Below are 15,773 nucleotides of genomic sequence, written 5' to 3' on the forward strand. Positions count from 1 at the left end.
CGCGATCGAAGAGCCGTGCCACATCCTCGTCGGGATGTCGGCCAGCGACTGCCAGACGTCGGAGGCGATGTCGTACCGCTCGAATGTCCCGGTGCCGTTCCCCTCGCAGCAGTAGAGATACCCGCCCTGACCCGGCCAGACCAGCGAGTGACCGGCCCGACGGACGTTCCCTGGATAGTTCTCGAGGGCGAACCACTGGTCGGCGGCGATCGAGTACCCGACGAACCCCGACGTCCCGTTCCCCTGGACCATGTAGATCGTATCGCCACCCGCCCACGCGAGGCTCGCCGCCCAGTAGGGATCCCGAATCGTGTCGGCGAGCTGGGTCCACTGGTCGAGGTCGATGTCGTACCGCCAGAAGGCGTAGTCGGTTGCACCCTCGTTGCCGCCGGCTATCGCGTAGAGCGACGCGTCGTTCACACGCACCAACGCGGCGCCAAGCCCGGCGCCCGGCGGGAAGCTGCTCAGGCTCTGCCACGTTGCCGCGTTGAACCACTCGATGGGAGACGGTCCCGATGACGAAGAGGAACACCCGGCTATGACGACCAGGGCGAGACAGATGACAGCGAGCAATGCGACAACACGCATGGCTCCCTCCTTCGAAAGACCACATGGCACCCGGACTGCGCGTATCGTACGGGAGAGGTGATGAAGCGTCAAGCATGGGTGCCGCGGCGCGGGACGGGTTGGGCAGACGGTGTGAGTGGGTCCCGACGATGGGGACGCCACGGCAGGCGCTCCCGCCGCGCACGACACGAGAATGTAAAAACAACTTGACATGAAGTCAAGTTGACTTTACACTGACCACCATGGGAACCAGGCAGACCGTCAGGAACACCGTGAAGCGGCACCGCGTCGGCGTCGACGGCATGACGCAGCAGGATCTGGCCGATCTTGTCGGCGTCACACGGCAGACCATCCACGCGATCGAGAAGGGCCGCTACAACCCGTCCGTCGGCCTCGCGCTCTCACTGGCGCGGGTCTTCGTGACGACCGTCGAGGAACTCTTCCAACTCGACGAGGAGGACAGCCATGATGAGCGGTAACAGCCACAGGGGACGCCGCCCTACGACGGTCACACTGGTCGGCGGCGCGGTCTTCGTGATCGGAATCGCCCTGACCTCGCTGAGCTGGTGGTTCCTGCTGCTCGTCGCGGCGGCGGCCGTCGTGCCGGGGCTCCTCCGCGAGCTCGGGGTGCTCAAGGACCAGGACGAGTTCCAGCGACAGGCCGCGAGGAAGGCCGGGTACCACGCCTACCTGGCCGGTCTCGTCGTGACGTTCGTCTTCGCCACCGCCCTGCGCGCCGGGGCGCCCATCGAGGCCGAACCGGGTGAGATGGCGGAGCTTGTCCTCATCGTCATCTGGTTCACGTGGTTCCTGAGCTGGCTGCTCGCCTACTGGGGACCGAAGCGCACGGCGTCGAGGCTCCTCTACATTTTCGGGACGGTCTGGCTCCTCTTCAACATCCTCGCCAACCTGTCGAGCTTCGTCGCGCTCGTCATGCAGTCGCTCCTCGCCGCCCCCTTCTTCGCGCTGGCCTGGGCGGCGAACCGATGGCCGCGTGGCACAGGCATCGTTCTCATCCTGACGTCGCTCTTCTTCGCTAACATGTTCGACACGTTCGAACGCCTGTTCAGCACGGACCCGTTCGACAACGGAGCTCCGTTCGTGCTCGTCCTCTTCATCGGGCCGCTCCTCGCCAGCGGCATCGCGCTGCTGCGGGTGCGGAACGCCCCTGAGGAGGAAGACGACGAGACCGAGGAGCCCGCATGACGCCGCACCGGGACGTGCCGGAGCGGCGCCGGGCAAGGGAGGGAGACCACATGAGGACGAGAATACTGATCACGGTCGTCGCGACCGCTGCGCTGGCCGCCATGGCGATCGCCGGCGCGACCGCGGAGGAGGCGCCGCGGACCGGCACCTTCAACACCCGAGCCGTTGCCCTGTGCTACGGGCGTTCCGACGCCTTCCGGAAACGCATCGAGGCGATGCGCGCCGAGCACGAGCAGGCAATGGAGGCCGGCGACAGCACGCGCGTGGCCGAGCTCGAACAGTGGGGACCCGCGCTCCAGGACACGCTGCACCGACAGGTGTTCGGCGACGCGCCCATCTGGAACATCATCGACCTCCTCGAGGACGACCTCCCGGCGATCGCCGAGAGGGCCGGCGTCGATGCGATCGTCGTCCCGATCCACGGTCGGCCGGGCAACGGGCTGGTCGACATCACGCGGGCGATGGTCGAGCCCTTCGACCCGGACGAGCAGACGCTCGCCATGATGGAGGACCTGATGGGAACCGAGCCTGTCGAGATGGAGTGACGACTCGCGAGGAGTCGGGGATCACCGCACGAGGACGACCGTGCGGGTGACCGATGCGTTCCCGGCGCGCGCTCGGACGACATAGACGCCGGACGCCACGCGCCTGCCGTCCTCTCCTGTTCCGTCCCAGATGACGACGTGTCCTTCGTCGTCACCCCCTCCCGGAAGCGGAAGACGACGCACGAGCCGTCCCGCGACGTCGTACACGGTCAGCTCGGCCGTGCCGGCGCCGGGACCCCCGCAGACAAGCCGGACGCGGCCGCGTGACGGGTTCGGCGAGGCGTGGAGTGCGATCTGAACCGGGCCGTCCTTCTCCCCCCGCCCCCCTCGACGCATCCTTCCGGCGAGCGGTCGCTGCCTCGCGAGGGCCTCGAGGAAGTAGTACTCGGCGTAGATGATCGGGACGTCGACCTCGGCGTCGTGCGGCCGGTGTCCCGTGGAATGCAGCAGAAGCGCGGGCATGCCGACGCCCTCTGCCGAGTAGTATCCTCCCGACAGCCGCTCGACGATCGCGTACGACGCGGCACGGTATCGGCTGCGTCGCTCCGGATCGTCCGTCAGCGAGGCCAGCTCCCAGAGACCGGAAGCCGCCACCGCCGCCGCCGAGGCGTCTCTCGGCTCGCCCGGGATACCCTCGGCGTCGAAATCCCAGCAGGGGATCCACCCGGACGGCAGGCGATCGAGGAAGGCATCCGCGGTCTTCTCCGCCGTCCAGAGAAAGGCGATGTCGTTCGTATACCGCGTCGCGACGGTGAACCCGTACAGAGCCCACGCCTGTCCACGCGACCAGGTGGAGGAGTCCGCCAGGCCCTGCACCGTGCCCTTCCAGAGCTTCGCCCCGGTCGTCGGGTCGTAGTCGACCACATGAAAGGTCGTCCCGTCGCCGCGGACATGATCGCGCATCGTGGTGCGGGCGTGCTCCCACGCGATGCCGGCCAGGCCCGGGTCTCCCCCGTTCTCTGCCGCCCAGAAGAGGATCTCGATGTTCATCATGCCGTCGATGGCCACTGGATAGACGAGGTGCCGCATCGGGCCCCAGGAGCGGATGGCACGGACCTCGGGGTCGTATCGTGTGGCCAGGTGGTCGGCTGCGTCGAGGAGCACGTCACGGTAGGACGGATCGCCGGTGATCCGGTACCCGTGCCCGAAGCTCGAGTACAGAATGAAACCGACGTCGTGGCTGGGAAGCGTTGTGAGCCCCGCGAGCCCGTTCATCCATCGCTCGGCCTGTGTCCGGAGCGCATGATCGCCCGTTCGCTCGTGGAGCCGCCAGAGCACGCCGGAGAAGAAGCCGCTCGTCCAGCTCTCGGCGGAGCTGCGCATCCACGACGAACCGTTGGTGATAGACCTGGGATAGCCCTCGGTGGGATCGAGCATCTCGGACAACGGACCGTAGATGGCCTCGGCCCGGGAGAAGACATCCTGGGCCGAGCCGGACTGCCCGCCGCCGATATCGACGGACGACGGCGCCGTATAGGCCGAGGCCGGTGTCCCCGAGAACGGGTTCGAGGCCAGAACGAGGAGCACTCCAAGGAGGCAGAGGGTCGGACGCAGCCGTCTCACGATGCACCCCCGCGATGGTCGCTGCCGACACGTCTGACTGTCAATCATATCACAGCGGGGATGTGATGGCGAGCGCGTCGCAGAGAACGCAGGACTCCTTCCACCGGAACACGACGCCCGACGGACGTCGCGATCGCCGGGCATCACATGAACGGTGCTTCCCGTGTTGCCGGTGGGTGGCCCGTCAGGCTACCCTCGTCATCGAGTAGATGTGCTTGCCCGACGCGCTGGGCGGGATATCGTCGACGACCTCGAACGAGACGCGGCACGGCGCCCCCATCGCGTCGTCGATCCGTGAACGCATGGCCTTCCGAAGCCGGTCGTCGGGCCCCTCGTATCCGGGTCTCGGAACGACGCGCACGGTGATCCGGTCGATCTCCTCCTGCACGAACTGGTACTTCTCGACGGCGCCTTCGTTGAACTCGACCGCGAAGAGGCGGATCCAGAAGTCCGGCAGAACAAGGCCGCCGTCGGGGCGGGGGAAGGCCGACGCCGACCTGCCCACGATGCTCTCGAGGAGCGGATACGGCCTGCCGCACCCGCAGCGGGAACGTCCCTTCACGACGTGGTCGCCGACACGATACCGCACGAGCGGCATCGTGTAGTTCCAGAGGCTCGTCGCCACGGCCTCTCCCGCCTCGCCCTCCTCGACCTCTGCGCCGTACCGGTCCACGATCTCGAGCACGGTCGTCTCCCCCATGACGTGAAGGCCGGTGTGCCGGTCGCACTCGGTCGCGTAGAGCCCTTGTTCCCGCGTACCGTAGCGGTCGAAGACGGGTGCGTTGAAGACACGCTCGATGGTCTCGCGCATGGCCGGGATGAGCGTTCCCGCACCGGTCCCCACGGTCCGCGGGGATGTGACCGGAAGCTCCTCGCGCTCGATGAACTCCGCCAGAGCGAAGATGGCCTCGGTGTAGCCCTCGATGCAGACGGGGGGCCGGCGGTTGATGATGCGGACGTACTCCGCCATCTGTTCCTCGCCCATCCGGAAGGCGTCGAGGACCGTGATGTCCCGAAGCAGGTGATTGAGCTTCCTGACGTAGCCGAACCGGCCGCCCAGGTCCCGGCGCGCACCCCACAGCGCGACGCGGCGCTCTCCGCGCTCGACGCCCGCCCAGTCGAGCGAGAGCTGCGTCGTCGCCAGGGCGGCGCCCGTATAGACACGGTCCCACAGAACCCGCACCGGCGTGCCGGTCGACCCTCCCGACTTGACGAGCTTCGGGCCGCGACCCACCTCACAGATAAGCTCGTCGAAGTGCTCGATGAGGTCCGACCGCTCCAGAACAGGGAACCGGGCCAGCGCCGCGGTCGGGTCGGCGGCGATGGCCTCCGGCTCGAGGTCCGTGACGCGTTCCCGGTAGTACGGGACGCGGGTCGTCGCGTGAACGAGGAGGTCGGCGAGGAGGAGGTCCCGCCGGCGCCTCCATGTCGCCTCGTCGTCCCACTGGAACCGGCGGAACTCGCTCAGGCGGGCTCCCGTGTCGGTCCTCTTGAACCGCCACCCGAGCGGGTCGAGGACGCGTGTGACGAATCCGGTGCGAAGTGTATCCATCGGGACGTCCCGTGGTGCTCGAGAGTGCGATGGAGTGGCCGATAGCGGCGACCATCCATGGACGAAGGTCGCACAGACCATTGTTGCAGAGCAGCGGGCTTCATACAATCATCTGTGATCTCTACGGTCCGTCGGGAGGCTGGATCGACGTCGACCTGTCCACGTGGGCCGGCATGAACCTGCAGATCGCCTTCAGATATCGACGGATCGGCGGCACACCGGGCGACGACCGGCAGTGCCGGGTCGACGACGTGACGGTCGGTGACGAGACGCCGGTTGACGACTCGACCCGGGGCGCCGTCAAGGCGCTCCACCTCCACTGACCAGCGCCTTCTCGACGTCCTCCGCGGTGACCTCCCCACCGGAGGCGCCGTCGCACGCCCGCTCGACGACCGCCCGCAGCTGGGCGACGTTCCCCGGCCAGCTCGCCGACTCGAGCCGCGAGACCGCCCCGTCCGACAGGCTGAGGCTTCGCCCCAGCATGCCCGCTCTGGCTGCAACGAACGCGGCGACGAGCGGCCGGATGTCCGCCGGGCGTTCCCGGAGAGGAGGAACGGTGATCGTGCGTGCGCCAAGTCGACCGAGAAGCTCCGAGGAGAACGTGTCGTCCCGCCCGTGGGATGTCGACGCGATGACCCTGACGTCCGCCCGGCGGCCCACGGTGTCCCCGACCGGGGTGTAGCGGCCCTCGTCGAGGAGCTCAAGGAGTCCCTGCTCGGCGGTCGCCGGCAGCGCATCGGCGTCTCTCAGAAAGAGCACGCCCCCGTCGGCGGCCTCGCACAGCCCCGGGTGAAGCACCGTCCCGTTCGCGCTCCCCGTCTCCGTCCATCCGAAGAGCAGCGCCTGCACCGGGACGTCGCCCCGTTCCCGGCAGTCGCAGCGCACGAAGAGCCCCCCGAACCCGACGCTCACAGCGTGGATCTCACGCGCCAGACGCTCCCTGCCGACGCCCGGCTCACCGGCGACCAGCACGGGACTCTCCTCATCCGCCAGCCTTCGGGCGCGTTCGACCACCGCTCCCGTGCTCTCATCCACGTGAACGAAGACGATGATGTTCTCCCGTCCGGTCGTGTGGGGCGAGGCGACGAGGATATCCCGACGACGTCCTCTGAGACAGGCCTCGATGGCCGGAATGATCTCGCCGCGCCTCGGTGTCTTGCGGAGCACGCCGAAGGCCCCGCGGGAGAGCGCCGTCAGACCGGTGTCCATTCTGGCATCCTCGCTCCACATGAAGACGGCGACGTGGCGGTCGGCGGCCTGCAGGTGCTCCAGGAGATCGTATCCCACGGGGTCGTCGCCGAACATGATGTCCAGAAGCACGACGTCCGGTCGGTGCTCGAGATAGGCCGGCACGACGTCGTCGGGCTTCGAGACACCGACGCACTTGAAGAATCGCTCAAGGACCGCGGCCATGTCCTCCACCGTCTCCGGATCGTCATCGACAAGGAGCAACGTTCGCCTCCGTCCCGCCGCCACGCTCACTCGATGCCTCCTTCCCGCTTCGCCGACCAGAGCGGCACCCTGACCAGGAACCGCGTACCCTCGCCTTCCCCGGTCCACTCGACGGTGATGTCCCCGCCGACGCGGCGGAGCTTCTCCCGTGAGTTCGGAAGCCCGAACCCGCCCGATTCCCCGTCCGTCTCGCCGGTATCGAAGAGAGACTCGAGGATAAGCTTCGGGATGCCCGGTCCGGTGTCCGCGACCCGCAGTTCGAAGAACGGCTGCGCGGCCACGCCGCTGAGCTCGATCCGGCGAGTGCTCCCTTCGCGCATCGCCTTGGCGGCGTTCGTCACGAGGTTCTCGATAACGAAGTGCAGGTCCCTCCTCTTGATGCCGACAGCGTCCTCCTGCTCGTCGACCCCGAGACCGACGTCGACCTCGATACCCAGACGCTCCAGCATCTCCCGCTTCTCGTCGAGAACGCGCGTCACACAGGCCCTCACGGAGCAGCCGGGATTCGCGCGGATCGCGTCACGCGCCTCGTCGGCGGCCTTTGCGAGCTCAGCGCGACCGGCGACGATATCGTGGAGCGCACGGCGCAGATCGCCGTCGGAGACGTCCTCGCCGGAGAGGACGACGTCGACGGCCGCCCGCATCCTCCCCGCGGCCCTCGCCATGGCCTCGGTCTCGGTGACGGCGACCCCGGCGGCCCTCGCATGCTCCGGAAGTTCCTGGACCGTATCGTACTTCGCCGGATAGAAGGCCTTCGCCCTGACGTCCAAGCGGCTCCTGAGCGCCTCGAAGTGCTCCGGCTCGTCGAAGCTCTCCAGCATCTCCTGGGCGAAGAGCGCGAGCTTCGCGATGCTCCTGCGCCCCTCGCTCCCATCGGCGCCTCCGTGCGTGAACTCGGCGATACCGATCTCCAGCTCCTCGATGGCGGCCCCGGGGACGCGGGCTGTCAGAACGCCGGCGCGGCGCCTCGCGCCTTGAACCGCCGCGGTTGCAAGCAGCACTACGCCGCCCGCCGGGAGAGCCGGCGACCAGATGGTATGATCGAGGATTCCCCACACCACGGCTCCCGCCGCAACGAGCGCGACGGCCGCCGCGATGGGAGCCCGCGTGCTCGCTCTTTCTGCCGACCGGACAAGGGCCGCGGACCACACGAGACCGGGAAGGAGAAGCGCGATCGTGCCGTAGAGCGTCGCCCGCTCGCGCTTCGGCGCCGCCAGGAGTTCGGCCCCCCAGGCGCGCAGCTCTTCAGCCTGCCCGCGCCGCCCGAGCACGGCGGCCGCGGCGCGGGCCGTGAGAACCCGTCGTCCCGCCTCGAGGAAACTCCGCGATCGCTCGAGCTCCCTCGCCCGGAGCGACTCCATCGCGATGATCTCCCTCAGTTCCGCCGCGTTGCTCCTGAAGCCGGTCAGCATCGGTCGCTCGAGCACGAGCTCGCTGCCGACCGGCACGGCCGACGCCATGAAGCCCGGTCGGTTCAGCGACTCGCGGATAAGCTCGACATCGTCGGCGGCCACCCCGAACTCGCGCGTTCCGACGAGAATGAGGTCCTCGTCGCCGTCCTCATCGAGCGCGAGCGCTGCCATTCCAATCGGCGAAACCTGAGACGCGTTGTCCCAGACGGGGCGGAGGCGGTCGTCGTAGACTGAGAGGTTCCTGCCCTCCCCCTGGACGGCGAACCACTCCCCGAACGTAGCGGCGGCAGCGACCGGCCGCCCGTGCTCCGAGAACGCGAGGCCTTTCCCCTTCGCGTCAACGAGCGCGAGCCACCCCACGCCCCTGAGCGTGTCGGCCGTCAGCGCGCCGCCGAGGAGCAGCATCGAGTCCCGCACGGTCATGGCCAGCGTGAGCGAGTCCGGAAGCTCCACCACCATGCGCCTCCACTCGCCTGACGCGCGCCGCCCGCTGCAGAGGAGGCTGTCCGAGGTCGCGGCTCCCAGTGGAACGATGGCCGGGCGTGTGCCTCCCGGCGACACGGCCGCGTCGGCGCTCCCGCTCGCAGCCGTCCGAGTCATCCCTTCCGCGACCGAGAACTCGAGCACCCCGGACGACGCCGTCACGAGCACGGCGCGGTCCGACAGCGGCCTCAAGGCGAGTCCGTCCTCGTCCTCCGCGACGAGCGATAGGGAGAGCCCCCACCGGTTCGCCGCTGTACCGACGCCGACCTCGAGGACGCGGCGGCCGTCGGAGGCGAGCAACCGATCACGTGTCTCACCGTCGACATCGGGGCCGCGGACTCTCGTCAGCCTGTAGTCTCCGCTCGACGCCGGCAGTCGCATCCTGTCCCGAACGCCCGGCGTTCCTCCCTGGAACACGCTCAGAACACGTCCCTGAAGCGCGACGATCGCCGACTCGTTCCTGGGGCCGGGCAGGCGCACGGCGCGGACGGCGTCGACCGGGTCCGCTGATCCGAGTTCGAAGACCCGGACGATCATCTCGCTCCCGCTCGCGTAGAAGACATCGATGGTCCCGTCGTCGAGGCCGACGAGAAGATGGTCGGGCTCGCCCACGGGTCGACTCGAGACGTCGACCGACGTCGGAGTGCTCGGCGTCACGGGGAGGACCACTCTGTGGAGAAGCTCCGGCACCTGGTCCGGCATCGAGGCCGGGAGGGTCGTAAGCGACAAAGCGGCGAGCGCGACCAGCGGAGCTTGCATCACGATCCCCCCTCGAAGAAGTAGAGACCGTGTCCTCTCGCAGTCAACACAAGCTCCGACCGGCCATCCCGGTCGGCGTCGAGCGGAAAGGCCCGCAGTTTGAGCGATGCGGGCGCATCGGCCGGATGCCGGCCCGACGCCGTCGTCGACGCCACGACGCGCTCTCTCATGAGAACATCCAGTTCATGGTCGTAGATGACGATGTCGCCGCGCCCGCACCACACGGTCCTGACGCCGGTGACGTCCCAGCGATGCCACGCCGTCTGGAGACAGACGAGATCCTCGCGACCATCACCGTCCACGTCGCACGCTCCGATGGGCATCGCGCGTCGCCTCCAGACCAGCCCGGTTCCCTGAAAAGGCCTGTCCTGCGGGCCGCCGTCCGTGCCCGGACGGGCCCGGAGAAGGTCGGTCGTGTCAGGACGGGCCTGCTCGATCTCGAGGGCGCCGTTGAGGATCGCGACACGGCAGTCCGGGCCGCTCGTGGCGAACTCGACTCTCCCGTCGCCGTCGAAGTCGGCCGCAGCGATGGCGTAGAGCCCCCCGAGGTCCGTCCGCACGGCCAGCACCTCGCCTCGGGCGTCGATGACCGCCGCGCCGCCGGATTCCTCGTACCGCCCGCTGCTCCAGACCATGGCGATCTCCAGATCGCCGTCACCGACGAAGTCGGCGGCGGCGCACTGGACACCGTTGTGAACACCGAGGACCCTCCGTCTCCAGAGGATGTTCCCGCCCTGATCAAGGCACAGCAGATAGGCCGTACCGGCGTCGGTCGTGCCTCCGCCGCTGACGCCGTTCTCGGCGCAGTAGGTCTCGACCAGAATCTCGTCCACACCGTCCCGATCGAGGTCGACCGGATGGTACCTGACGCTCGAGGCGCCGAGCCGCCGGTACCAGAGTGCCTCGTTCCTCGCGAGGTCGGCGACGAAGAACCCACGATAGCTGCCCTCGATGTCGTCGCTGTCGGTGATCGCTACGGCCTCTCCATCCTTCAGCGTCGGCTGGTCCAGAAGCAGGTAGAAGAGGTCCGAGTTGGCGTACCCCCCATCCGTCTCGACGATCGCGAGAGGACCGTGCGCCGTGTCGAAGAGAAACCCGACGTCGGCCGTGTATCGCGGGTCGAACGCGATCCGGTTGCGCTCCCCGCCGTCGAGACCGGCGACGATGAGTCTCGAGTAGACCGACGCCATCTCGCCGCGGGCCGCCGCACGGACTGCGTTCCGGAGCGCGTCGAGGTCGAGCAGCTTGTAGCTCATGGCGTAGTTGTGTCTGAAAAGGGCGACGGTGTCGGCACGCATCTCGGGACCCGCATCCTCGTACCACGTCTCCGGAAACCACAGAAGCAGGTCTCCCTCGAGCCCATAGCGCTGAGGAAGCGAGGAGACGAGCCAGCGGCCGGGCCATACGGCCAGCGTGTCGCCCGAGACGCCGGCGACCGTCCACGTGAGGATCGACCGCTGCAGCGACCCGTCGCGCGAGTAGTCGCTCATGGCCAGGACGGGAGGCCGGTCGCCGCCGGGCTCCAGCACATCGATCGACGCGAACTGCGGAAGGGACGCGGCAAGCTCGATGTCGCCCCACGCTCCGCCCTCCAGCTCGAACGCGCGGGTCGAGGGCGTCGACCAGATCTGTGCCGGGTTCCAGCGGGCATCCCGCGGCCCGGTGCCGCTCAGGCCGATGGCCAGCGACACGGCGATGCACCCCACGGTCAGAGCCTGCAGCGCGCGCCGCATCGTTCGATCGTCGATGTCGTTCGTGAAGGGTGTCACTCCGGCACCGATTCGGCTGGGGGAAGCAGTGGTTCACCGAAACCAGAACCAGTATAGCACAAGAACGGAGGCGCACCAATCGACGGGCGGGTCCTTCCCTGGAGAACGGACCGCGCAGGGCGGTGTCGAAGGCGATGCGCACGACGGCGTTCGGCCGCGACACCGTGAATGGAAGGGCCGTCACAACGAAACCCCGCCGCAGGGGCGGCGGGGCTCCGGATGGTCAGTGCTGCGTGCGGACGCTATCCGGTCAGAGCGCTGAGATCGAGATGCTCGCGGGCCATGTCCGTGAGGATGGCGATCTTCTCCGACTCGTCCTTGGTCAGGAGACGCTCGACGTCGTCGACGCGCTTTGCCACGCGGTAGGTGTGCTCCGCGGCCAGGAGCAGCGGGACCCCGCGCTCGGCGACCTGCGAGATGATATTCGCGGGCGGCATGACGTTGTTCGAGAGCACGATACCGACCGTGTCCGCCTCGAGGGCGGCGAGGATCATGTCGCTCCGGTCGCCGCTCGTGATGACGAGGAGCTGGTCCTCAGAGAAGATCGGCTCCCGACGCGCGGCGTCGGCGTCCATCGCTCCGACGAGGATGTGCTTCACGGTGCGGTTCATACCCTCTTCCCCGGCAAGAACCTTGGCGAAGAGAACGCCGGACAGGAACCCGACCGATGGGTAGGTGAGCTCGGCCCGGTACGGGAGGACTCCGAGGAGCGGAACATCCAGCTCATCCAGGAACGGCCGGCAGGTCGCCTGGAAGTCCTCGAGGTCCTTGACCTGGTTGACGATGACGCCTTTCATCGGCACGTCTCCGATATCGACGTGTTGCTTGAAGAAGCGCAGATCGTCCAGCACCTCGTCCTCTCCACCGCTGGCCACGAGCACGAGCTCGGCGCCGGCGTGCCTCGCGACGGAGAGGGCGTCCAGATGCACCGACCCTCCGAAGCTCAGGTCCTTGCCCGCCTCGACGAAGACGACCTCGTTGCCGGACTCGACCTGCTCGATGAGCTCGGTCAGCTTCTCGCCCGTCGACTCAGCATCATACATGAACCGGAGCTTCGAATGGTCGAACCCGATGCTCATCTGTTCCGGCGACTCGTCGATCCCGAGGACGCCGAACACGAGCGCCGAGTCGTAGTCCCACAGACGTTTCTTCTTGTAGAGGATCCGGTCCCCGAACGGCTTCATGTAACCGACCGGCTTGTCGAGTGCGCGCGCCGCGCCGACGATCACGCTCGTCTTGCCTGCGCCTTCACGCGTTGAAGCAACGACCAGTCTAGGCATCTGTTCCACCTCCGGCAGGCTCAGCGAGCAGCACTCTCACGTCCACTGCCTTGGTACCGTGGCCCTGCTCGTATGCGACCAATGGGTTCACCTCGATGTCGGAGATCTCCGGACAGTGCCGGATCAGCGTGGCGAGACGGATGATCGCGTCGGTCACGCCCTCGATGTCACGCCGCGCCTCGCCGCGCACTCCCAGAAGCAGCGGGTAGGCGCGGATCTCCTTCATCATGGACAACACCTCGCGGCGGTCCAGCGGGACCGCCCGGAACGACACGTCCTTCAGCACCTCCACGTAGATGCCACCCATGCCGAACATCACGATCGGTCCGAAGCTCGCGTCTCGCCGGGCGCCCACGATCAGCTCGACCCCCGACTGGACCATCTCTGCGACCTCGACCCCCTTGATCCGGGCGTCGGGCATCCGGGACTTCGCGTTCCGCATGATGGCCTGGTAGGCGTCCATCACCTCGTCCCGGTCCTCGAGGCCGAGCGCGACGCCGCCGACGTCGCTCTTGTGCAGGATGTCGCGGGACACGACCTTCATCACGACAGGATAACCGAGGTCTTCGGCGGCCTCTACGGCGTCCTGGATGGTTCGCGCGACCCGGCTCTCGGGAAGCCCGATGCCGACTGTCTTCATGAGTTCCTGCCCCTCGTCCGCGAGCAGGAATCCGCGACCGTCGGCCCGCGCGCGTGCGACGATGCGCTTCACCGCCCCCACATCGAGCTCCGCGTCGTCGGTCGCGCCCGTTCGTTCGGCAAGGTGCCTCCCGTACTGGTAGAGGCCTCCGAGACAGGCGACCGTCTCGTAGACGTCGCCGAAGACGGGGATGCGCTCGTTGTTCAGTACCGAGAGGCTCTTCTCGGTCTCCGAGCCGCCGAAGACGGAGTAGAGCACCGGCTTCCCGCCCTCCTGGTATTGAGCGTACGTGTCGCGGATCATCGACACGAGGTCGGCCGCCGTGAAGAGGGCCGTCTCGCAATAGAGCGCGAGGACCGATTCGATCGCGTCGCTCTTCTGCGCCGCGTCGAGCGCGACCCGGTAGTCCTCGGCGGTCGCCTGACCCGTCAGGTCGATGGGGTTCTTGGTCGAGCCGAAGTCCGGCGTCGCGGGCTCGAAGATCTCCCGGAGCTTCGCCTGGTCGTCGTACAGAGGCACCTCGTACTTCTCGCACGCGTCGGTGGCGAGCACACCGATGCCCCCTCCGTTCGTCACGATGGCCGCGTTACGTCCCTTCGGCACGACGGTTCTCGAGAGGAACTTGCAGAGGTTGAACGCCTCCTCGACGCTCTCCGCGCGGATGACGCCGACCTGCCGCATGACCGCATCGAAGATATCGTCAGACCCGGCCAGGGAGCCCGTGTGCGAGGCTGCTGCGACGGCCCCCCGTTTCGACCGTCCGGATTTTATGGCCACGACGGGCTTCTTCTGCGTCGTCTCGTCGAGCACCGCGAGCAGCCTCTCCCCGTCCCGCACTCCCTCGATGTACATGAGGATCGCCCGGGTGTGCTCGTCGTCCATAAGGTAGTGCAGCAGATCGGCCTCGTCGACGTCGGCCTTGTTGCCGACCGATATCATCGCAGAGATGCCGACGCTCTCGACGGCCGTTTTGCCGATCATCGCGAGGCCCAGCGCACCGCTCTGCGTGATGATCGCGACGCTGCCGTGCAGGATGCCGCCGGGACCGAAGGTCGCATCGAGCGACGACGACGCGGAGAACATGCCGAAGATATTCGGCCCGAGGATCCGCATCCCGCGCTCGGTCGCGTAGCTGACGAGCTCCCGCTCGTCCTCGAGGTTGCCGACCTCCGAGAAGCCCGAGGTGATGACCAGGTTGTACTTCGTTCTGCAGTCCGCCAGGTCCTTCACCGCCTGAATGGCGTGTTTCGCGGGCACGGCTGTGACGGCGAGGTCGATCTCCCCGGGGCAATCCGACGGGTTCTGGTAGACCGTGTGCCCGAGGATCTCTCCCCCCTTCGGGTTGACCGGGTAGACCTCCCCCTCGTAGCCCCCATCGACGATGTTCTTGAGGATGGTGTGTCCGATCTTCCCCGGTGTGTGGGAGGCGCCCACGACCGCCACGGCCCGGGGCTCGAAGAGACAGCGGATGTCGGGACCGTTACTCGCCATGATGTCCTCTGAATCGCATACGGAGCTCGATGACACCCTCGGCCGTCCGGCGCTGGATGTCGAATCCCATCTTCTCGAAGAGCACCATCATCGGCCTGTTCTCGATGAGTACCTCGGCCGAGAACCCGAGAAGGCCCTGCTTCTGAGCGAGCTGTGTCAGGTACTTGAGGAGCTCGCTCCCGACGCCCTTGTTCTGATAGTCGTCCCGCACGACGAGGGCGACCTCGGCCGTGTGCGATGTCTCATCGATGCCGTACTGTCCGACGGCGAGGATCTCGCGCCGTTCCTCGTCGGGCTGCTCACCGGCCTTGAGCGCGAGGATCACCATCTCCTTCGTGTAGTCGATGACGGCGAACTCCTGCAGTCGCTCGTGCGGCATGTCGACCCGGTGCGAGATGAACCGCTTGTAGATGCTCTGGTCGGAGAGCGAGTAGAAGAAATCCTTGAGGAGCGGCTCGTCGCTGATCCTGACGGGCCTGAAGAACATCTCGAGCCCAGTCCGCGTCGACCGGTAGACCTCGAGGTCCTCGGGATACTCGCCGCGCTTCCCGGGGATGAACGCCTGGTCCCTGTAGATGAGGTTCCGGCGCTTCGCCTCCTTGATGAGCTCGGGCCGAAACTTCGGGTGAGCGATGGCGATCAGGGACATCGCCCGTTCACGAACGTTCTTCCCGTGGAGATAGGCGATGCCGTACTCGGTCACGACGTAGTGCGTGTCGCCGCGGTCGAGCGTCACGCCGGCGCCCTCTTCGAGCGTCGCCACGATGCGCGAGATCTCGCCGTCCCTCGCCGTCGACGGAAGCGCCAGGATCGTCTTCCCACCGGGCGCGAGGACGGCGCCGCGCATGAAGTCGGCGTGACCGCCGATCCCCGAGAAGAAACGCTCCCCGAGCGAGTCGGCCGATGCCTGACCGGTCAGATCGATCTGAAGTGACGAGTTGATGGCCGTCATGTTGTGGATCTGCGCGATGGTCAGGGGGTTGTTCGTGTAGTTGATCTGCCGGAACTGAACGCCCGGATTGTCGTCCAGGAAGTCGTAGGTCTTCTTGTGCCC

The 15,773-nt window shown here is 67.4% G+C and carries 13 protein-coding genes; 4 read left to right on the plus strand and 9 right to left on the minus strand.

Features of this window, described 5'->3' with window-relative positions; genetic code table 11:
• The coding region (locus GF405_11065) for a hypothetical protein (GenBank protein ID MBD3368692.1) at positions 1-588 on the minus strand (588 nt) is incomplete at its 3' end.
• 221 nt (positions 589-809) lie between these two features.
• On the opposite strand from GF405_11065, the gene GF405_11070 reads away from it, so the two are divergent.
• From GF405_11070 to GF405_11080, 3 genes are read left to right on the plus strand one after another with little or no spacing between them, the layout of a single operon-like run.
• A complete protein-coding gene (locus GF405_11070; protein ID MBD3368693.1) occupies positions 810-1,046 on the plus strand; it encodes a helix-turn-helix domain-containing protein in 237 nt (78 codons plus the stop codon).
• Positions 1,036-1,773 (plus strand): hypothetical protein, encoded by a 738-nt coding sequence (locus GF405_11075; GenBank protein MBD3368694.1) that lies wholly within the window; start codon positions 1,036-1,038, stop codon positions 1,771-1,773. Before GF405_11070 ends, GF405_11075 begins: the two co-directional genes overlap by 11 nt.
• A 50-nt stretch (positions 1,774-1,823) precedes the next feature.
• Entirely contained in the window at positions 1,824-2,318 is a 495-nt protein-coding gene (locus GF405_11080; GenBank protein ID MBD3368695.1) for a hypothetical protein, read from the plus strand.
• 21 nt (positions 2,319-2,339) lie between these two features.
• Here the strand turns inward: GF405_11080 and GF405_11085 are convergent, their stop codons facing one another.
• Positions 2,340-4,028, minus strand: coding sequence for a hypothetical protein (locus GF405_11085; protein MBD3368696.1), 1,689 nt, complete (start codon positions 4,026-4,028; stop codon positions 2,340-2,342).
• Between the two features lie 37 nt (positions 4,029-4,065).
• Entirely contained in the window at positions 4,066-5,433 is a 1,368-nt protein-coding gene (locus GF405_11090; GenBank protein MBD3368697.1) for a hypothetical protein, read from the minus strand.
• Between the two features lie 80 nt (positions 5,434-5,513).
• Between GF405_11090 and GF405_11095 the strand changes: the two genes are divergently transcribed.
• Positions 5,514-5,756 (plus strand): hypothetical protein, encoded by a 243-nt coding sequence (locus GF405_11095; GenBank protein ID MBD3368698.1) that lies wholly within the window; start codon positions 5,514-5,516, stop codon positions 5,754-5,756.
• On the opposite strand, the gene GF405_11100 is transcribed toward GF405_11095, so the two are convergent.
• The 6 genes from GF405_11100 to GF405_11125 all read right to left on the minus strand — a co-directional run.
• Complete coding sequence (locus tag GF405_11100; GenBank protein ID MBD3368699.1) at positions 5,734-6,885, minus strand: response regulator; 1,152 nt, start codon at positions 6,883-6,885, stop codon at positions 5,734-5,736. The two genes, GF405_11095 and GF405_11100, sit on opposite strands and share 23 nt — an antisense overlap.
• Positions 6,886-6,911: 26 nt before the next feature.
• Positions 6,912-9,542, minus strand: coding sequence for a hypothetical protein (locus GF405_11105; GenBank protein ID MBD3368700.1), 2,631 nt, complete (start codon positions 9,540-9,542; stop codon positions 6,912-6,914).
• Positions 9,539-11,308 carry a hypothetical protein gene (locus GF405_11110; protein MBD3368701.1) on the minus strand — a complete coding sequence of 590 codons (1,770 nt, stop codon included), beginning with the start codon at positions 11,306-11,308 and terminating at the stop codon, positions 9,539-9,541. The genes GF405_11105 and GF405_11110 overlap by 4 nt, the downstream gene beginning before the upstream one ends.
• A gap of 242 nt (positions 11,309-11,550) precedes the next feature.
• The gene (locus GF405_11115) at positions 11,551-12,588 is read right to left on the minus strand and encodes an AAA family ATPase (GenBank protein MBD3368702.1); all 1,038 of its coding nucleotides are present in this window, start codon (positions 12,586-12,588) and stop codon (positions 11,551-11,553) included.
• A complete protein-coding gene (locus GF405_11120) occupies positions 12,581-14,719 on the minus strand; it encodes a CoA-binding protein (GenBank protein MBD3368703.1) in 2,139 nt (712 codons plus the stop codon). The genes GF405_11115 and GF405_11120 overlap by 8 nt, the downstream gene beginning before the upstream one ends.
• Positions 14,709-15,773 (minus strand): GNAT family N-acetyltransferase (locus GF405_11125; GenBank protein ID MBD3368704.1); only part of this gene is annotated, 1,065 nt, incomplete at its 5' end. The genes GF405_11125 and GF405_11120, both read right to left, overlap by 11 nt.

Origin of the sequence: Candidatus Effluviviaceae Genus V sp. (assembly GCA_014728125.1) — a bacterium.
In the GTDB taxonomy this organism is placed as follows: Bacteria; Joyebacterota; Joyebacteria; order Joyebacterales; family Joyebacteraceae; genus WJMD01.

Excerpts from the sequence above, each read along its gene's own strand:
- GF405_11070 (MBD3368693.1), top strand. The coding sequence starts at position 810 with ATGGGAACCAGGCAGACCGTCAGGAACACCGTGAAGCGGCACCGCGTC.
- GF405_11075 (MBD3368694.1), top strand. The coding sequence starts at position 1,036 with ATGAGCGGTAACAGCCACAGGGGACGCCGCCCTACGACGGTCACACTG.
- GF405_11080 (MBD3368695.1), top strand. The coding sequence starts at position 1,824 with ATGAGGACGAGAATACTGATCACGGTCGTCGCGACCGCTGCGCTGGCC.
- GF405_11090 (MBD3368697.1), bottom strand. The coding sequence starts at position 5,433 with ATGGATACACTTCGCACCGGATTCGTCACACGCGTCCTCGACCCGCTC.
- GF405_11115 (MBD3368702.1), bottom strand. The coding sequence starts at position 12,588 with ATGCCTAGACTGGTCGTTGCTTCAACGCGTGAAGGCGCAGGCAAGACG.
- GF405_11120 (MBD3368703.1), bottom strand. The coding sequence starts at position 14,719 with ATGGCGAGTAACGGTCCCGACATCCGCTGTCTCTTCGAGCCCCGGGCC.